At 64.2% G+C, this 18,034-nt stretch carries 20 protein-coding genes; 13 read left to right on the top strand and 7 right to left on the bottom strand.

What is annotated here, in order from left to right; all coding sequences use genetic code 11:
• Positions 1 to 42 precede the first annotated feature (42 nt).
• The 3 genes from PQ457_RS08980 to PQ457_RS08970 all read left to right on the top strand — a co-directional run bounded on the left by PQ457_RS08980 (position 43) and on the right by PQ457_RS08970 (position 2,021).
• A complete protein-coding gene (locus PQ457_RS08980; RefSeq protein ID WP_273616540.1) occupies positions 43 to 873 on the top strand; it encodes a PhzF family phenazine biosynthesis protein in 831 nt (276 codons plus the stop codon).
• An 83-nt stretch (positions 874 to 956) separates the two neighbouring features.
• A complete protein-coding gene (locus tag PQ457_RS08975) occupies positions 957 to 1,832 on the top strand; it encodes a hypothetical protein (protein WP_273616539.1) in 876 nt (291 codons plus the stop codon).
• A gap of 12 nt (positions 1,833 to 1,844) precedes the next feature.
• Entirely contained in the window at positions 1,845 to 2,021 is a 177-nt protein-coding gene (locus tag PQ457_RS08970) for a hypothetical protein (protein ID WP_273616538.1), read from the top strand.
• Between the two features lie 44 nt (positions 2,022 to 2,065).
• Here PQ457_RS08970 and PQ457_RS08965 read toward each other — a convergent pair whose 3' ends face one another.
• The 6 genes from PQ457_RS08965 to PQ457_RS08940 all read right to left on the bottom strand — a co-directional run bounded on the left by PQ457_RS08965 (position 2,066) and on the right by PQ457_RS08940 (position 7,049).
• Positions 2,066 to 2,638 carry a hypothetical protein gene (locus PQ457_RS08965; protein ID WP_273616537.1) on the bottom strand — a complete coding sequence of 191 codons (573 nt, stop codon included), beginning with the start codon at positions 2,636 to 2,638 and terminating at the stop codon, positions 2,066 to 2,068.
• Between the two features lie 31 nt (positions 2,639 to 2,669).
• Entirely contained in the window at positions 2,670 to 3,953 is a 1,284-nt protein-coding gene (gene rlmN, locus PQ457_RS08960) for a dual-specificity RNA methyltransferase RlmN (protein ID WP_475727077.1), read from the bottom strand.
• A gap of 65 nt (positions 3,954 to 4,018) precedes the next feature.
• Positions 4,019 to 4,507, bottom strand: coding sequence for a hypothetical protein (locus PQ457_RS08955; protein ID WP_273616535.1), 489 nt, complete (start codon positions 4,505 to 4,507; stop codon positions 4,019 to 4,021).
• A gap of 65 nt (positions 4,508 to 4,572) precedes the next feature.
• Positions 4,573 to 5,904, bottom strand: a complete 1,332-nt coding sequence (locus PQ457_RS08950) for an ammonium transporter (protein ID WP_273616534.1) — start codon at positions 5,902 to 5,904, stop codon at positions 4,573 to 4,575.
• A 121-nt stretch (positions 5,905 to 6,025) separates the two neighbouring features.
• Positions 6,026 to 6,478: a GreA/GreB family elongation factor gene (locus PQ457_RS08945; RefSeq protein ID WP_273619292.1), complete on the bottom strand. Its 453-nt coding sequence runs from the start codon at positions 6,476 to 6,478 to the stop codon at positions 6,026 to 6,028.
• A 118-nt stretch (positions 6,479 to 6,596) separates the two neighbouring features.
• Entirely contained in the window at positions 6,597 to 7,049 is a 453-nt protein-coding gene (locus tag PQ457_RS08940; RefSeq protein WP_273616533.1) for a hypothetical protein, read from the bottom strand.
• A 190-nt stretch (positions 7,050 to 7,239) separates the two neighbouring features.
• Between PQ457_RS08940 and PQ457_RS08935 the strand changes: the two genes are divergently transcribed.
• Positions 7,240 to 7,947, top strand: coding sequence for a DUF2490 domain-containing protein (locus PQ457_RS08935; RefSeq protein WP_273616532.1), 708 nt, complete (start codon positions 7,240 to 7,242; stop codon positions 7,945 to 7,947).
• 41 nt (positions 7,948 to 7,988) lie between these two features.
• Positions 7,989 to 8,474, top strand: a complete 486-nt coding sequence (locus PQ457_RS08930; protein ID WP_273616531.1) for a DinB family protein — start codon at positions 7,989 to 7,991, stop codon at positions 8,472 to 8,474.
• Here PQ457_RS08930 and PQ457_RS08925 read toward each other — a convergent pair.
• Positions 8,458 to 10,740 (bottom strand): lytic transglycosylase domain-containing protein, encoded by a 2,283-nt coding sequence (locus PQ457_RS08925; protein WP_273616530.1) that lies wholly within the window; start codon positions 10,738 to 10,740, stop codon positions 8,458 to 8,460. The two genes, PQ457_RS08930 and PQ457_RS08925, sit on opposite strands and share 17 nt — an antisense overlap.
• 110 nt (positions 10,741 to 10,850) lie before the next feature.
• Between PQ457_RS08925 and dapA the strand changes: the two genes are divergently transcribed.
• The 8 genes from dapA to PQ457_RS08885 all read left to right on the top strand — a co-directional run bounded on the left by dapA (position 10,851) and on the right by PQ457_RS08885 (position 18,032).
• A complete protein-coding gene (dapA, locus tag PQ457_RS08920; protein ID WP_273616529.1) occupies positions 10,851 to 11,735 on the top strand; it encodes a 4-hydroxy-tetrahydrodipicolinate synthase in 885 nt (294 codons plus the stop codon).
• Positions 11,736 to 11,997: 262 nt separating this feature from the next.
• Entirely contained in the window at positions 11,998 to 12,906 is a 909-nt protein-coding gene (locus tag PQ457_RS08915) for a CmcJ/NvfI family oxidoreductase (protein ID WP_273616528.1), read from the top strand.
• 229 nt (positions 12,907 to 13,135) lie between these two features.
• Positions 13,136 to 13,759, top strand: a complete 624-nt coding sequence (locus tag PQ457_RS08910) for a TetR/AcrR family transcriptional regulator (RefSeq protein WP_273616527.1) — start codon at positions 13,136 to 13,138, stop codon at positions 13,757 to 13,759.
• A gap of 82 nt (positions 13,760 to 13,841) precedes the next feature.
• Positions 13,842 to 14,648 (top strand): outer membrane protein assembly factor BamD, encoded by an 807-nt coding sequence (locus PQ457_RS08905; protein WP_273616526.1) that lies wholly within the window; start codon positions 13,842 to 13,844, stop codon positions 14,646 to 14,648.
• Positions 14,649 to 14,804: 156 nt separating this feature from the next.
• A complete protein-coding gene (locus PQ457_RS08900; RefSeq protein ID WP_273619291.1) occupies positions 14,805 to 15,269 on the top strand; it encodes an RrF2 family transcriptional regulator in 465 nt (154 codons plus the stop codon).
• 76 nt (positions 15,270 to 15,345) lie between these two features.
• Positions 15,346 to 15,582: a hypothetical protein gene (locus PQ457_RS08895; protein ID WP_273616525.1), complete on the top strand. Its 237-nt coding sequence runs from the start codon at positions 15,346 to 15,348 to the stop codon at positions 15,580 to 15,582.
• A gap of 55 nt (positions 15,583 to 15,637) precedes the next feature.
• Positions 15,638 to 17,302 carry a DNA repair protein RecN gene (recN, locus tag PQ457_RS08890; protein ID WP_273616524.1) on the top strand — a complete coding sequence of 555 codons (1,665 nt, stop codon included), beginning with the start codon at positions 15,638 to 15,640 and terminating at the stop codon, positions 17,300 to 17,302.
• Positions 17,303 to 17,357: 55 nt separating this feature from the next.
• Positions 17,358 to 18,032: a GNAT family N-acetyltransferase gene (locus PQ457_RS08885; RefSeq protein WP_273616523.1), complete on the top strand. Its 675-nt coding sequence runs from the start codon at positions 17,358 to 17,360 to the stop codon at positions 18,030 to 18,032.
• Positions 18,033 to 18,034: the final 2 nt, after the last annotated feature.

The following is an 18,034-nucleotide window of genomic DNA, read 5'->3' as shown; positions in this document are numbered from 1 at the left end:
AAGCGTTTTGCCGCTATGCTATGTTTCTGAAAGGAAATGGCGATGCGGTTGGATTTGGTCGACGTCTTTGTGAATGGCGCGCTTTCGGGCAATCCTCTGGCGGTGGTGCATGGGGCCGATGGAATGTCGGATGCCGCGATGCAGTCGCTGGCGCGCTGGATCGGTTTTTCGGAAACCACTTTTCTGTTGCTCCCCACGCATCCCGAAGCCGATTACCGCGTCCGCATTTTCACGCCCGTGCTGGAATTGCCTTTCGCGGGCCATCCCACGCTGGGCAGCGCCTATGCTTGGCGCGCGGCGGGCGGCGTGGCCAAGGGCGCGCGGATCATGCAGGAATGCGGGGTCGGGCTGGTGCCGGTGCGCGAAACAGAGGCCGGGCTGGCCTTTCGCGCCCCGCCGTTGCGGCGCAGCGGGCCTTTGTCGGATGCCGAGAAGGCGGCGGCGCTGGCCCAGTTGCGGCTGACGCCGGAGGATGTGGTCGAGGCGGTGCATGTCGATAACGGCCCGCCATGGCAATTGCTCCGCCTGGCCGACGCGCAAGCCGTTCTGGCGGTTTCGCCGGAGGTCACGGCGCAGGGCGTGGTTGATCTGGGCCTGATCGGGCCATCGCAGGAGCCGGGCATCGATTGGGAAATTCGCGGATTTTTCACCGGGCCCGGCGGCATTCTGGTCGAGGACCCCGTGACCGGCAGTCTGAATGCGGGGGCCGCGCTCTATCTGTATGAAAGCGGGCTGGCCACGGGCGATTATGTGGCCGCGCAGGGCCGCAAAACCGGCGCGGACGGCCGCGTCCATGTTTCGCGCGATGAGGAAGGCGTGTGGATTGCCGGGAAGGTGTGCGCGGTGGGGACGGGGGCTGAACTGGCGATTTGAGCTTTTTTGGATGGAAGCCTTTCCTACTTTAACCCATTTGGATACTCCATCGCTCGGCTAACCGCTGAGAGATGGAGTTTGACATGCCCAATCCCAAAATTGTCTATCCGGCCACCTATACCCCGGCCAATGCCGTTGCCTTTGCCAATGCCGACAATTCGGCCGCCACGGTTTCGGCCGACACGCCCCTGCCAGTGGCGCTGGGCGATGGGGCGCTGGCGGCCATGGGGGCCACCACCGATGCGGCGGCGGCGTCCGATTCGGCCGCCGCCAGCCTGATCGCCCTGTTCAAGCGCCTGCTGGGCAAATTTCCCGCCGGCCTTGGCCAGAAAGCCGCTGCCGCCAGCCTGCCGGTCGTGCTGGCCAGCGACCAGAGTGCGATCACCACGGCAGGGGTCTACAACACCGCCCAGCCCACGCTGACGAGCGGGCAGGTCGGATCGCTTCAGCTTGACAGTTCAGGAGCGCTGGCGGTCCGCCTGCAATGGAGCGGGGGCTATATCGCGGGCGTGTCGGGCAATATCACCGATAGCGCAACCAACAGCGTGAACACGATCATGACGCTGACGCGCGGTTTCCTCTTCAACGGCAGCACGTGGGATCGGCAGAAAAAGCCCATCGCGGTCAGCCGTATCGCCTCGAGCGCGGCGGGCACCAATGCCACTGTGGCCAAGGTGGGGGCGGGTGATCTCTTTGCCATTCAGGCCCATAATACAAGTGCTTCGGTCATTTACCTCAAGCTTTACAATAAGGCGGGTGCGCCTGTCGTCGGCACCGATACCCCGATCAAGACCATCGCCATCCCGCCCAATGCCGCCCTTTCCGCCAGCGCGACATGGGCCAACGGCCTCTATTTCTCGACCGGCATCGCCTATGCGCTGACCGCCGCCGCCGCAGACGGCGACACGACCGCGATCGCCGCGGGCGCGATTGTCGGCCTCAACCTCGATTATCAGTAAGGAGCGTTTATCATGGCAATCTGGCAGAATGATGCGAATGGCGAACGTTTCGATGATGGCGCAGCGCTGCTGCCCGGCGAGGAAGGCTTCAGCCGGGCCGCGGCCGAGGCGCATTTTGGAGCGGACGTCGATTTCAGCTATATCGGCACGCCCAATTGGGCGCCCGCCCAGCCGCTGGGTGAAGGCTGAGCGTTTACTTTGCCCGCCTCGGTCCGATGGGCCGGGGCGGTGTTTCAACCGGCGCGGGTTGGCGCGCCAAATACCGCGAAAAAGCGGCGATGATGGAAGACCCAGACCTCATCAAAATGGTTGGCGGCCTGCGCGCAGGCATCCTGCCACCACTTCAGCGGTGGATCGGCCAGCCCTTCGATCCAAGTCGTGTTCGAGCGGATCAGCAAGCCATCGCAGCGTTCATACCGTTTCGCGCATTTCTTGGCGATCAGCCGCGCGATTTCGGCGGCATAGGCGTCGGGCGCGATCATCACGGGTGTGGGCGAAATATAAGGTGCGCCCAACTCGAATTGCCGACACGTCGTTTCATAGGCGGTGTTGCGATGGACCAGCGGATTGTCCGCCTCGGTATTTTCAAAAACCAGGTCGACACCATGCAGCCGGATTTCGAAGTCGGGCGTGGGCTTGCCGGTTTCGGGCAATAGCCGCACCCCCTCGGCATGGCGATGCTGGGCAAAACTGGCCGCCATGAAGGCCTCGCGGAAGGTCTTGCCGCGCTGGCTGCGGATCTCGCACTCGCTGGCCAGCTGATGCCCCACCCGACTGGCCAGAGCCAGCATATCGGGCGGGGTCATCCACCCCCCAACCGGGATCACGCTGATGGCCTTATCCCAGAGCAGCCTGCTTTTCCTCAGCCAGACGATCCAGTTCGGCGCGCGACATTTTCTGCGCCGAGGTCTTCAATTGTCCGCAGGCCGCATCGATGTCGCGCCCGCGAGGGGTGCGCACGGGGGCCGAAATGCCCGCCTCGAAAATGATGTTTGAAAACTGGCGGATACGCTCGGGCGTGCTGCATTCGTAAATCGCGCCGGGCCAGGGGTTGAACGGGATCAGGTTCACCTTGGCGGGCAGATTGTACTGGCGCAGCAGGCGCACCAGTTCATGCGCGTGCTCGTCGGTGTCGTTCTTGTCCTTGAGCATCACATATTCAAACGTGATGCGGCGCGAATTGGACGCGCCGGGATAATCCGCACAGGCCTGAAGCAGTTCCTCGATGCCATATTTGCGGTTGATCGGCACGATCTCGTCGCGCACTTCCTTGGTCACGGCATGGAGCGAAACGGCCAGATTGACGCCGATTTCCTCGCCGCATTTCCCCATCATCGGCACCACGCCGCTGGTCGAAAGCGTGATGCGGCGCTTGGACAAAGCCAGCCCGTCGCCATCCATCACCAGTTTGAGCGCGCCCTTCACATTGTCGAAATTATACAGCGGCTCGCCCATCCCCATCATCACGATGTTGGTGAGCAAACGGCCGTCAGGCGAATAGCCGCCCTCATCATCGACCAGATCATCGGTCAGCGCCGCGTAATCGGCCTGCCCTGCCTTGGGCCATTCGCCCAGAGCATCGCGCGCCAGCATGACCTGCCCCACGATTTCGCCCGGCGTCAGATTGCGCACCAGACGCATCGTGCCGGTGTGGCAAAAGCGGCAATTGAGCGTGCAGCCGACCTGCGAAGAGACGCAAAGCGTGCCGCGATCAGCATCGGGGATGAACACCATCTCGAATTCATGCCCGTCATCGGTGCGCAGCAGCCATTTGCGCGTGCCGTCCTCGCTGTGCTGGGAAACGACGATTTCCGGGCGGCCGATGACAAAACGCTCGCTCATCCATGGGCGCATGGTCTTGGCAATATCGGTCATCGCGTCAAAATCGGTGACGCCGCGATGATAAATCCAATGATAGACCTGCTTGGCGCGCAGCTTGGCCTGTTTCGGCTCAAGGCCCGCCTCGGCAAAGATTTCGGCGATGCGCGGGCGCGCCAGACCCAGCAGATCGACGCGACCATCGGCGCGCGCGGTGATGTCGCGCGCGGTGACGACAGGGTCGATATGGCCGGCAATCGGCATCGACGTGGGCAGGGGAGAAGTGGGAAGGGGGGTGTCCATAATCGCGCCCATAGCGGCGAATCGGGCAAAATGCTACCCTGTCGCCCGGCCTCGTAACCTTGGCCCTATCGCCCTTGGGCGCAGCCCAGAGCCGCCGCATCCATGGCCGTGGCCGCGCCGGGCAGTGTATATTGGTCGCTGAACAGGCGCCCCGCGCCATCGCGTGAGGATACCGTCATGATCTCGCCCGATCGCATCGCGGCCAGAATGGCGGCCTCCATCCGCGCGTCGGCCGCCCATGCTTCGATCCCGCCGCCGATCAGCCGGTAATGCTGGCCCGCCAGCGACAATTGCACCGCCGCGCCCGGCTGTATCCTGCGCGAGAGGCGGAAATGGACCTGCCCGCGCACGCCCTTTTTCGGCCAGAGGCCAACGTCGGCATAGGGATCGACCTCGCGCCGCGCGCCTCCTTCGGGCATGGCGATGGCATAGCAGCGCGGAATCCCCGCATCGCGAAACGCGCCCCATGCGCCAAACATGCCCAGCGCATCGCGCGCCTGCGCAGGCGCGGCGGTCAGGGCAAGAAGGCAAAGAAAAAAGGCCGGGTGTTTCATCACCCGGCCTCCTTAAATCATGCGGCCCTATGAAATCAATCTGGCGCGAGATCAATCCACCCGGATCAATCCAGTTCCCATGCCCGCTCGCCATGCGAGGTGATGTCGAGGCCCTCGCGCTCGTCATCCTCGGTGGCGCGCATCGGCATGATCTTGCCCAGACCCACGGCCAGAACATAGGAAATCACCGCCGACCAAGCCGCCGTCACGCCCACGCCCACGGCCTGCGCCACCAATTGATGGCCCATGCTGCCGCCCGCGGCATATCCCGTGCCGCCCAGCGAGGGGCTCATCGCCACGGCAAGGCCGAGCGAGCCGATCATCCCGCCCACGCCATGCACCGCGAACACGTCGAGCGAGTCGTCGATCTTCCAGCGCTGCTTGACCAGTTGGATCATCGCATAGCACACGCAGGCGCCCGCCAGACCAAACACCGCCGCCGCGCCCGGCGCGATCATCCCGGCCGCAGGCGTCACCGTGGCCAGACCCGCCACCGCGCCGGTGGCAAAGCCCACGCTGGTCGGCTTGCCCACATGGGCCGCTTCGATGCCGATCCACACCAGCGCCGCCGCGCAGGCCGCCGTATGGGTGTTCAAAATCGCGCTGGCCGCCGCCGCGCTGCCGGTCAGCGCGCTGCCGCCGTTAAAGCCGAACCAGCCGACCCAGAGCAGCCCCGCGCCCAGCATCGTCAGCGCAGGCGAATGGGGCAGCATCAGCGTCTTGGGAAAACCCGTCCGCGCGCCCAGCACCCATGCCGCCACCAGCGCCGAAACGCCCGCCGTGGTGTGGACGACAATGCCGCCTGCAAAATCGAGCGTGCCATAGCCGGTGCTCATCCAGCCGCCGCCCCAGATCCAGTGCGCCACCGGGGCATAGACGGCCAGCCCCCACAGGCCGCAGAAAGCCGCCACCCAGCCGAAACGTGCCCGGTCAACCCAGGCGCCCGCCATCAGCGCGGGTGTGATCGCGGCAAAGCAGAGTTGGAACAGGGCAAAGGTGTTTTCCGGCAGCGTCGTGCCGGACCGCACCGGGGCCAGATGCGCCAGACCAAGGCCCGAAAGGCCCCCGATCCAGCCATTGCCCACCGGCCCGAACGCCAGCGCATAGCCGACCAACACCCAGAGCAGCGAGGCCACCGCCGTGATCACGCCGACCTGCACCATCACCGACAGGAAATTCTTGGCCCGCACCAGACCGCCATAGAACAGCGACAGGCCCGGCAGGCACATCAGCAGCACCAACGCGCTGGAGATCAGGATCCATACCGTATCGGCGGCATTCGCGCCGCTCGCCAATGGGGTTGCGGTCTGGGCCAAAGCAGGGGTGGGGCACAGCAAGGCAGCCGCCATAAGGCTGCGACGATGCTTTGCCCAAAGGCCGGTTGGCCGATGGCGCATGGTATGTCTCCTAAGCCAGCGCCATCCGATCCCGGCGCTTTCCTCCGCCAAGCGCCTTAGATGCGAAAGTTTCCTGCGCGCAAGAGCGAAAATGGAGAGTATTTATTACCTGTCGCGCGATTTATGGGGCCGCAGGATAGGTTATCACCATCACTTCCCACTCCTTTTCGCCGCCCGGCAGGGCCACGCGGCGCAAATCGCCCAATGCCGCCCCGCGCAGCGCCCGCGCAATCGGCGCCGACCATCCGATCAGCCCCTTGCTGGCATCCTGCTCATCATCGCCCACAAAGGTCAGGTGTTTGCGATTGTCATCCTCGTCGGCGATTTCCACACTGGCGCCGAACCAGACCCGGCTGCGGTCCTCCTGCCGCGCCGGGTCGACCACCCGGCATGCCTTCATGCGGCGGGCCAAATGGGCCAGTTCGCGGTCGATCTCGCGCATCCGTTTGCGGCCATAGAGATAGTCGCCGTTCTCGCTGCGGTCGCCGTTGCCCGCCGCCCAACTGACGATCTCGACAATCGCCGGACGTTCGGTGCCCAGCAGATGATCATAGCGCGCGCGCAGCGCCGCCATGCCCGCAGGTGTGATCGGCGGACCTTCGCCGGGGGCTTTCGTGGCGGCAGGCTTGGGGGCGGGGCGCATGTTTCTCATCGCGCGGGCATAGGGTCAGGGCCGCGCCCAAGGCAAGGGTTCAGAACGGCAATTCCCCCAGATCGGGCGCCACCCATCCGCGCCGTGCGGCCACGCTGAACAGCGTTTCGCGCCGCCAATAGGCGATCGGCCAGTCGCTTTTGCCCAGATCACCCACCAGCAGGACGGCAAGGATTTGTGACAACGGCGTGTCATATCCATGACGCGCCAGTTCGGCCCGTGCGGCGCGCAGCGAGGCGATGGTGATCGTTTCATGATAGCCCGAGGTGTCGTCATTCACCCCGCCCACCGATTCATTATAGGCGCGGATGGCTGCTCCCATCGCCTGCGGTTCGGCAATTTCAGGACGATAGCGCAGAAGCCAGAGCGCGGCGGCCCAATGCGCGCCATGGGTCCAGCGTTCCTTGGGCAGGCGGCATTCGACCATGCCCAGTGCAATGGCTTCGATGTCCTGATCGGTAAAGGGGGCGGCAAGGGCGGGCGATTCGTTCATCGCCAAGGCATGGCATCGCGTCGCGCCCGCGTCAAAAACCACCGATTGTTACAAGCTTTTTGTCACATTTCTTCCGAGGTTTGGTTGTGCCAGCGCCAGGTCAAGGTGTTTTATGACAATCGACTGACATAAAACTGTCATCATATCGTCATAGTTGACGCCAAATTGTCATATTCGGGAATTGCAACAAGTGCAGCGCAACACATTTCATGCCATGGCCGTGGGGGCGGCCAAGGCGCTTTTGGCCATGGCGTCCATCTCGCCGGCGGCCGCCATGGCCAGCGACGCCCAGCATTGGGAAATCGTCACGCTGACCGGCAATCTGGGCGATGGCTGGCGCGCCTCGGCGGAAAACATCACCCGCTTCAGCCAGGCGCGCGGCTTTTACGAGCTGGAACAGAACCTGATGCTGGGCCACGAGATCGGCGACAAGGGCGGACCGCTCGGGATGGTGTTTTATCTGGGCTATACCCATGACCCGCAATATGCCCATGGCAATTTCACCATCATGGAGCATCGCTTTCGCCAGCAATTGAGCTTTGACCGCCTGCTGACGATGGGCCCTGTGCGGTTTTCGGGCCGCATCCGGGTCGAGCAGCGCTGGCGCGAGGGGCTGGCCGGGACGGGGTGGCGCCTGCGGCCCTATATCAAGGCCGCGATGCCGGTGGTGGGCAAGGTGATGCTGGTGGCCGCCCACGAGAGCTTTATCGATGCCAACAGCAACGGTTTCCAGCGGCTGGGCGGCGAGGAGCGGATGCGCAATTCGCTCGGCTTCAACATGCCGCTCAATCGGCGGGTGAATCTGGAACTGGGCTATCTGAACCAGCATGGCTTTGTGCCGGGCGGCAAGGATACCAATGACAATGCCGCCACGCTGGAACTCAAGGCCAGCTTTTGACGCCCTTGCCGATGGCGGCCGGGACGGGCAAACCGGACGCCATGCTGCAAACCTATCTTGCCTATGGCCAATGGGCCAACCGGATTGTCATGAATCGCCTGTCAGACCTGCCGGATGCGTTGCTTGATGCGCCGCAGCCGGTGGTGTTCGGTTCGATCCGGCGGACCTATCACCATATGCTGGTGATCGCGCAGGTGTGGCAGGCCCATCTGCTGGGCCGCGCCCATGGCCATACCAGCCGCGACCCCGGCCATCCGCCGCCCATGGCGCGGATCGGCGCGGAGTTGGCCGCTCTGGACGCATGGTTCCTCGATTATGGCGCCGAGCTGGACGCCGATGCGCGGGCGCAGATGGTGCCTTTCACCTTCATCGGCGGCGGGGATGGCGCGATGACGCGTGAGGCCATCCTGATGCATGTGGTCAACCATGCCACCTATCACCGGGGCCATATCGTCGCCATGCTGAACGGCGCGGGGATCAGCATGGCGAACAGCGATATGCCGGTGTTCCTTACTGCCCCGGCCTGACCGGCTGGATGATCGGCGAGGAGGTGTAGGTCGGCTGCGGCCCATAGGTGGGCGCGGGCGTACGCACCGGCATGCCGGAAGGTGCAGGCATCCCCGAAGGTGCCGGCATGACCGCAGGCGGCGGCGGGGCGGGGCGCGGCTCTTTCAGATAATGGCTGAGCGGATTGGCACCCTTGTAGGCCGCATGATCGGGATACATCGCCTCATAGGTGACGGCGTTTTCCAGCACATGGGCGACATAGGAACGGGTTTCGCTGAAAGGGATCTTCTCGATCCATTCCACCCATTCCGGCCCGCCCGGCATACGCGGATCCCCACGTGATGCGATCCATTTGTTCACATTGCCCGGCCCCGCATTATAAGCCGCCACCGCCAGCGGATAGGACCCGCGATAGGAGGTCACCAACCGCTGGAAATAGGCATTGCCCAGCGTGGTGTTATACAGCGGATCGTCGATCAGCGCCTGTGTTGACGAGGGCAGGCCGAGGCGGCGCGCCTGTTCGGCGGCCGTGCCCGGCATCAATTGCATCAGGCCGCGCGCACCGGTGCGCGACATGGCGTTCTGGCTGAACTGGCTTTCCTGACGCGAAATGGCGTGGATCCATGTCCAGTCGCTGCCCGGAGGGGTTGGCGTGATGGGGAAGGCGGAATCGCGGAAATTGTTGAAGCCCGCATTTTCCGCCGCCTGCCCCACGATCACCGCCAGATCCCGCCGCCCCAGCGACCGGGCCAGATCGGCCAGCATGGTGAAATCGGCCTCGACCTTGGCCTGATTGGCGATTTCGCGGAAGAAGCGGATCGTGGTCTGCCATTCGGCATCGCGGGCCACTTCGTGCACGGCCTGGGTGATCGGGCGGGCGGCAAAGTCGCGCGCCTGCGCATGGGTGGGCGCGGCGCGGCGTCCATCATGCAGCGGCGGGATCGGCAGGCCCAGTCGTTCGAGCGCCAGCAACCCGTGGAACTGATCCGGGAATTGCGCGGCCCAGCGGAAATATTCATACGCGCCATTGCTCTGTCCCACGCTGTCCAGCGCGCGGCCCGCCCAATAATAGCCCTTGGCCCGCGTCATCGGGGTGCGCGCGGCATGGGCGTAATTATAGAACAATTGGGCGGCCGAGGTCGCATCGCGCAATTGCCAGAGCGCCGCCGTACCGCCCAGCCACATCAGCGAGGTGTAATCGTCGCGCACGCCAAAGGCCATTTGCGCGATCTCGCTGCCCTCGGGAAAGCCTTCGGCGGCGCCTTTTGCGATACGCAGCGAATCGGATGGCCCGCCCGCCCGCGCCGCGGCCAGCAGGACCGCCGTCCAGCGCCGGGGGTCGAGCGCCGGGCGCGCCAGCGGCGGACGCGTGGCCAGCAGACTGGCAGCCTCGGCCCCGCGCCCGCGCCGGAGCAGATAGCGCGCCCGGTCCACCAGATAGCCCGGATCGGAGAGCATTTCAGGCGTGGCGGCCAAAAGCGCCGGAGCAGGCGCCGGGGCAGAAGGCATGACAAGGCCCGGATTGGCCTCGGCGGTGATGCGCGCCATTTCGGCCTGTTCATCGGCCGTGCGCGCGGTGGCGGCGCCCTGTTCGATCGCATCGGGGCCGACCATCGGGGGTTCCACCCCCGCGCCCTGCTGAATGGCCAGACGCGCCTGCGCAACGGCCCAGCGGGTTGGCGAGGCGCGGGTCAGCGCGCGCGCGGCCTGCGCGGTCGAACCGTCCCAAAGCAGCGCCTCGAGCCGCGAATCATGATCGGTCTGAGCGAATCTGTCGCCCCAGCGGGCAAGAATCGCCGCCTCGGCCGCATCGCTCATCGCCCCGCCGCGCCATGCCGCGCGCGCCATATCGGCCGCATCGCGCGCCCGGCCTTCGGCCGCCAGCGCCAGCGCATATTGCGCGCGGGCCGGGTTGGTCAGCGGGGGAAAGCGGTCAAACAGCGCGACAATCCGCGCCGAAGGCACATTCTGGATCGCCAGCGATTTTTCCGCCGCGCGGCGCAAGGATTCCTCCAAAGGAAAGCCCGGCCAGGCCAGAACAAAGCCCGCATAGGCGTCAAATCCCTGATTTTCCGTGCCCACCAACTGTTTCCAGCGGGCGATGGCCGGGGCCACGGCGCCGGGCGCGCTGGCCTTCAATTCGGCGCGGGCGCGGTCCCATTCGGCGCCCTCCTGACATTGCGCGGGGGCGGAGAGCACCACCGTCGCCAACAGCGCCAGCGAGGCCACCCGGCGCCGACGGCGTGCAAAGGTGGATTTTGAACGGGGCATCATGGTGCTGGACACGATGGCCTATGGCTCCTTATCAGGCGTTGCGATAGTAGGCGCCGGCCCATGGCGCGGCAGGCATATTTGCCATGCCGCCTATAGGTGGGCGATGAAAGAGGATAAAGTCCATGTTTTCCGGTTCCATACCCGCTCTGGTGACACCTTTTCGCGATGGAGCGTTTGACGAGCCGACTTTCCGCCGTTTGGTGGACTGGCAGATCGAGAACGGTTCGAGCGCTTTGGTGCCTTGCGGGACGACGGGGGAAAATTCCACCCTGTCGAATGCCGAACACCACCGCGTGATCGAGGTCTGCATCGAGCAGGCCGCCGGACGCGTGCCGGTGATCGCCGGTTGCGGCAGCAATGATACGCAAAACGCTTTGTTGCACATGACTTTTTCCAAGAAATGCGGGGCTGCGGCCGCGCTGCTCGTCGCGCCCTATTACAATCGTCCGTCGCAGGAAGGGTTGCTTGCCCATTTCTCCTATCTGGCCGAACATATCGACCTGCCGATCGTGCTCTACAATGTGCCTGCACGTACCGTCACCGATATCAAGCCGGAGACGGTGATCGAACTGGCGCGTCGTTTTCCCGGCAAGATCATCGGCATCAAGGACGCCAGCGGCGATCTTTCGCGCGTGACCGATCACCGCATGGGCATCAGCAAGGACTTCTGTCAGCTTTCGGGCGACGATGAACTGGCGCTGCCTTTCAGCGCGGCCGGAGGGGTTGGCTGCATCTCGGTGACGGCCAATGTCGCGCCGCGCCTGTGCGCCGATTTCCAGGCGGCCTGCGCGGCGGGCAACCTGGCCGAGGCGCGCCGGTTGAACGATCTGCTCTATCCGCTGCACTATGCCATGTTCGAGGATGCCTCGCCGGGGCCGGTGAAATATGCGCTGTCGAAGGTTTTCGAAGGGTTCCGCGAAGAACTGCGTCTGCCGCTGGTGGCCTGCAATGAAGGCGCGCGCAAGGCGGTGGATGCGGCTTTGGTGCATGCCGGGTTGGTGAAGTAATTTAAGGAGGTTTTGCCTCCGGCGGGCAAAGGGTCTCGACCCTTTGCAATCCCTATAATTGGGTTTGGGCGGCTCCGTTGCGTTTGCGGCGGGGCCGTCTTTTTTATGGCCTGCGGCGCGGGGAGGGCGAGCTTGTTGGGGCGGCGGGCGGGTCTGTGTCCTCGCATTCCCCTCTTCTTACACGCTTGTGTAATTCCCTAACATCCGTTACCTTCTTTCCGACATCGCCCGAGAGCGCGAATCCGAGAGAGAGGAGCAGATAATGGCCACCATCATCCGTGACGCCGTGGAGGACCAGCAGCGGCAGGCCCCGGCCCTGATACGCTATCTGGCGCCCGGTGATTTCGTCACGCGCCGCTATGTCCGCGCCGGGGCCGAGATCAACACCGGCGAATATCGCGATTACGAGGCGGTGGTGCGCGACGGCATGCCGATCCGCGACCACTTTGCCTTTGACACCCATGGTTTCATGATCGGCAAGGGGCCGAGCGCGGTCGAGGATTTCTGGAACCGGGAAGAGGTGGAGGACAAATATCACGCCGAGGCCGCCCGGATCATCCGCAGCCTGACCGGGGCGGACCGGGTGGCCACGCAGGGCTGGATGATCCGCACCAGCGCCGATCTTTCGACTCGCGCCCAGGAAAAGACGGAAAACTATCAGCATGCCGGCGGTATCCAGCCTCCCGCCGGTGAGGCCCATGTCGATTACAACACGCACACCGCCCACAAGGCCGCCGCGCGGATGCATGAGCAGCGTTTCGGTTCGCGCGATGGTTATCGTCGCTTCTGCTGTGTCTCGCTCTGGCGGGCATTTTCGCCCGGGCCTCAGGATTGGCCGCTGGCGGTGTGTGATGGTCGCTCGGTGGCCGATGGCGAGGGGGTTTCGAACACCTTGTTCGTGGTCGACGAATTCCCCGTGGGCGAGGCTTTGACCGCGCCGGTCGAGGGCGAGGACCAGATGATCGCGGCCACTATTTTCCGTCACAATCCGGCGCATCGCTGGTGGTATTTTTCGAACATGGAGCGCGACGATGTGCTGTTGTTCAAATTCCACGACAGCGATCATGCGCGCACATGGCGTTGCCCGCACACCGCCTTTCACGACACCAGTCTGCCCAATGCCCAAATTCGCGCCAGCATCGAATTGCGCGCGGTGGCCTATTGGGATTGAGGGCGCGGGCAGAAAGGTGGGGCGATTAACCTATGGCTAACCATGGCGAATCTGTTGCCGGGTACGACCTTGGCTGGCGCAATGATGGCGATTGGGTAAAAATGGTTTTACGACTAAATGCTAACGATTGTTCAAAGATCGCGAACGGTTCCTGAATAAATTACCCCTTATAGAGGGAAAACAGGTTAAATAGCTTGATTTCCTAACAAATGTGGAATTGCCAAAGGGCATGTCGGAATCGCGCCAGACTTTAGAACAGCGTCGCAATCGCAATTATGAGGAGACACACCGCCAGCTGGTCGAGCGGGCGGTGGGGCTGATAGGGCGCGACGGTGTCGGTTCCTTGACGGTGGCCACGCTTGCCCGCGACGCGCGCATGAACCGCTCGACGGTCTATTATCATTTTGACAGCCGCGAGGCTTTGCTGTCGGCCGCCAAGGCATGGTTCGGGGCAAAGCTGAGCGAGATGATGGTGGCGCCCGGCGATTCGCAGACCTGGCTTGAAAAGGCGGTACAGTTTTCGCTGGGCAATCCCGAACTGATGCATGAATGGGTGATGGATCTGGTCAATCATACGCCGATCCAGAACAATTTTCCGCGCTGGGACCAGCTGGTCGAATTAGCCTCGCGTTCGCCGCAGGTGGCGCGTCAGGAAGACGGCAAGGGCGGACCCACAGCCAGCGGCGCGCTTGATGCCGAGCTCTGGGCCACGGTCCTGCTGGCCAGTGTGGTGATGGCGCCGCGCCTGTTCCGCGTGGCGGTCCGGCCCGATCAGGAGATTGAGCTGGTGTCGCGCCATTATGCGCAATTGCTGCGCCGGATGTTGCAGTCGCCCCAGCGCAACGCAAGATAACGGACGGATGCCCCATGAATTGCGACACGCGGCCATGCGCTTTCACTTGGCGTTCAGCCAGACGCTGGCTATAGGCCAAACCATGTCTAAGCCCAGCATCAGCCTGTCGCCGCGTGTTGTCCTCCTTGCCTGTGCCGTTGGCGCGATGGCGATCACCGGCGGCTGCGCCGGGCGGGGCAAGAAGCCCAAGGATACCGCCTATGTCGCGCGCGACGTTGATTCGCTCTACCTTGAGGCGAAGAAGCGTCTGGATGCGGGCGAGGACAAGACGGCGGCCGCGCTGTTTGACGAGGTTGAGCGCCAGCACCCCTACAGCCCCTGGGCCCGCCGCGCCCAGTTGATGAGCGCCTTTTCCTATTATTCGGCGCGCGATTACGCCAAGTCGGTGCAGTCGGCGCAGCGCTTCCTCTCGATCCATCCGGGCAACAAGGATGCGCCTTACGCCTATTACCTGATCGCCATGTGCTATTACGAGCAGATCAGCGACGTCAGCCGCGACCAGAAAATCACGCTTCAGGCGCTTTCGGCGCTTAATGACGTGGTGCGCCGCTATCCCAATACACGTTATGCCACCGATGCCCGGCTCAAGATCGATCTGGTGAACGACCATCTGGCCGGCAAGGAAATGGACATCGGCCGCTTTTACGAGCGTTCGGGCCGTTGGCTGGCCGCCGATATCCGCTTCCGCAATGTGATAGACAAGTATCAGATGACCAGCCACACCGCCGAGGCGCTGTTCCGTTTGGTGGAAACCAATCTGGCGCTGGGCATCCCGGAGGAGGCGCAGAAATATGCCGCCGTGTTGGGCGCCAATTATCCGGGCAGCGAGTGGTATGAGAAGGCCTATGCCATGATGGGCAAATATGCCCCCGGCACCAAGGCGAGCTGATCGCGCGCATCGGCGGTTTTGCAAGGGTCCGTGCCGGATAGGCGCGGGCCTTTTGCTTTATGCGGCGGGCTGCCGGGCATATCTGTTTACGACACCGTGGAATGTCTAACCCGGAGATTGACATTTTCTTCGGATGGGCGCTGTTATGCCGCCGCCATGCTATCGCAGAAAACCCGCTATACGATCCGCGCGCTTCAGCACCTTGCTGACCTGTGGCAGCAGGGTCCGATTCGGCTCGACGCGATTGCCGAGGCGCAGAATATCCCACGCAAGTTCCTCACCGTCATCCTGTCGGAAATGGTGCGCGAAGGGCTGGTGATCAGCCATCGCGGCCGCGAGGGCGGCTATGAACTGGCGCTGGCGCCATGCGATATCCGCTATGGCGACATCATCCGTATTACGCGGGGCAGTCTGGCGCTGGTGCCCTGTGCGAGCCGGTTTGCCCACGAACATTGCGCCAATTGCCTGCCCGAGGCAGATTGCCGGTTGCGCGGGCTGATGCTAGCCGTGCGCGATGAAATGGCCGCCATGCTCGACCGGCTGACTCTGGCCGACCCGATTCTGGTTGAACCGCCCTTTGCCGACCCGCCCGAGGAATCGCCGGCCGAGGCGGCGGAATAAGATATTGTCCGTATTGCGATAATACCGATGGTTAAGCCGCCATGGCCCAGAATGTTGCCGAAGGGCAGGGCCAGGTATGAGCGAATGGCGCAAGACTTCCGGGCAGGACCAGAGCGAATGGCTTGATGAGGCCGCCGCTGCGGAACTTATGCGCGAGATGCTGAACAGCGCGCCGCCGCCCATGCTGCATCCCGATGGGCCGGAATTGCTGAACCCCAACCGGGGGCCGCCCGCGTTTTATATCGAATATGGGCTGATTATGGGCATCTGGCTGATTTCGGTGGCCGTTGCGGTCTGGCGCTGGATGTTTTGAAGGCGTTTGAGGGCATAGACGCGGGCCTGCGCATCGGCTAGAACGATGCGCGAACATGCTTAGCCATCTTTCCATTCGCAACATCGTGTTGATCGAGGCGCTCGATCTCGCTTTCGCGCCGGGCCTTGGCGTGCTCACGGGCGAGACGGGGGCGGGCAAGTCGATCCTGCTCGATGCCCTGGGCCTGATTCTGGGGATGAGGGCCGACAGCGGTCTGGTGCGCGCAGGCGCCGATCTGGCCAGCGTGACCGCCTCGTTCGAGCCGGGCGCGCTGCATGGCGCGGTGGCGCGGACGCTGGCGGATGCGGGCGTCGAGGTCGAGCCGGGCGAACCGATCCTGATTCGGCGCCAGATCAAGGCCGATGGCGGGTCCAAGGCCTTTATCAACGATCAGCCCGCCAGTGTTGCCCTGCTGCGTGAAGTGGCGCCCTATCTGGTTGAAATCCATGGGCAGCATGATGATCGCGGGCTGGTCAATCCGCGTGGCCATCGTGCCTTGCTCGACCGCTATGCGCGTGTCGATACCGCCGCCATGGAGGCCGCGTGGAAGGCATGGGGGCAGGCCGAGGCCAGGCTGGCCAAGACGCGCGCGGGCATTGCCAAGGCAGCCGAGGATCGTGAGCTTTTTCAGGCCCATGTGGCCGAGCTCGAAGCGCTTGCCCCACAGGCGGGCGAGGAAGAGGAACTGGCCGGCGAACGCGCAACCATGCAAAAAGGCGAGCGACTGGCGGGCGATCTGGGCGCGGTGCAGCAGGTGTTTGCCGGATCGCATTCGCCGCTGGCCGAATTGCGCGTGGCCGCAAGGCGGCTCGACCGTATCGCCGGCGAACATCCGCTGCTTGAGGAGGTGCTGGCCGCGCTCGACCGGGCGATGATCGAGGCCGATGATGCCGAGGACAAGCTGAACCGGGCGCTTGATGCGCTGGCGTTTGATCCTCTGGCGCTGGACCGGGTGGAAACGCGCCTGTTCGATCTGCGCGCGGCGGGGCGAAAGCACGGCTGCGCGGTCGAGGATTTGCCCGCCAAGCTGGAGGAAATGCGCAGCGCCCTGAGCGCGATTGAGGGCGGCGAGGCCGAGGTGGCGGCGCTGGAACAGGCCGCAGCCAAGGCGCGCGCGGCATGGCTGAAACTGGCCGAGGCGGCGAGCAGCGCGCGGGCCGAGGCGGCGCTGCGGCTGGACGCGGCGGTCAAGGCTGAACTGGCGCCGCTCAAACTGGACGCGGCGCGGTTTCGTACCGATGTGGCCCGGCTGGATGAGGCGCAATGGGGCGCGTCGGGCATGGACCGGGTCGAATTCATGATCGCCACCAATCCGGGGGCGGATTTCGCACCTTTGGCGAAAATCGCATCGGGCGGCGAATTGTCGCGCTTTATCCTCGCGTTGAAGGTTGCTCTGGCCGAAGAGGGCGGGGCGGCCACGATGATCTTCGACGAAATCGACCGGGGCGTGGGCGGCGCGGTGGCACAGGCCATTGGCGAGCGTCTGGCGCGTCTGGCCTCCTCCGGGCAATTGCTGGCGGTCACGCATAGTCCGCAGGTGGCGGCGCGCGGGGGGCAGCACTATTTTATCGCCAAATCTTCCGATGGGTTGGTCACGCGCACGGGCGTGGTGCTGCTGGACGGCAGCGGTCGTCAGGAGGAAATCGCGCGGATGCTTTCGGGCGCCGAGATTACCCCTGAGGCCAGAGCGCAGGCGGACCGGTTGCTGGAACGGGTCTAGGGCGGCGGGATGCGTGGGGCTGGACCCCGGCTTTATCCTCCCTATATAATGGGTTATGCATCCTCTCGACCGCCCGTTCTGGACCGCTCTCAACACCCGTCAATCGCATTTGGCCCGCTGGAACGCGGCGCGGACGGCGGTGCGAATCGATCCCGATTACGGCCCTTTCACCAATGCCGCGCCGGGGCATGACGCGGCTTTGCTCGATTTGCTGAACGGGCCGGAGGATGAAATCTGGCTGGTCGAACCCGAGGCAGTGTCCGCCCCCGGCCTGACTGCGAAACTGACGGCGCCCTTGGTGCAGATGGTTTCGCAAAATCCGCCGCCAGAGGCCGATTTCGCCGGGATCGCGGCGCTGGATGAGAGCCACGCCGATCAGATGGCCGCGCTGGCCATTGCGACAAAGCCGGGGCCGTGGGGGGCAAAGACCCGGCTTTACGGGCAATTCTACGGCATATTCGACGGCGAGCGGCTGATCGCCATGGCGGGCGAGCGCGCTCGCCCCGGCGATGGCTGGGCCGAGGTCAGCGGGGTTTGCACCGATCCCGATTATCGCGGGCGCGGGCTGGCGCGGCGGCTGATTTTGCGGGTGATGGCGGATCTGGCGGCGCGGGGCGATGCGGCCTATCTGCATTCATGGGCCGGGAATGCGGCGGCGATCGCGCTTTATGAACAACTCGGTTTCGCCATTCGGCGCCCAATGGTGGCGAGTGTGCTGACGCTGGGCTAAGA

The sequence above is a fragment of the Novosphingobium humi genome, from assembly GCF_028607105.1.
GTDB lineage: Bacteria > Pseudomonadota > Alphaproteobacteria > Sphingomonadales > Sphingomonadaceae > Novosphingobium > Novosphingobium humi.
The sequence above is the reverse complement of the archived record's forward strand: the minus strand, read 5'-3'. Positions and strand labels throughout refer to the sequence as shown.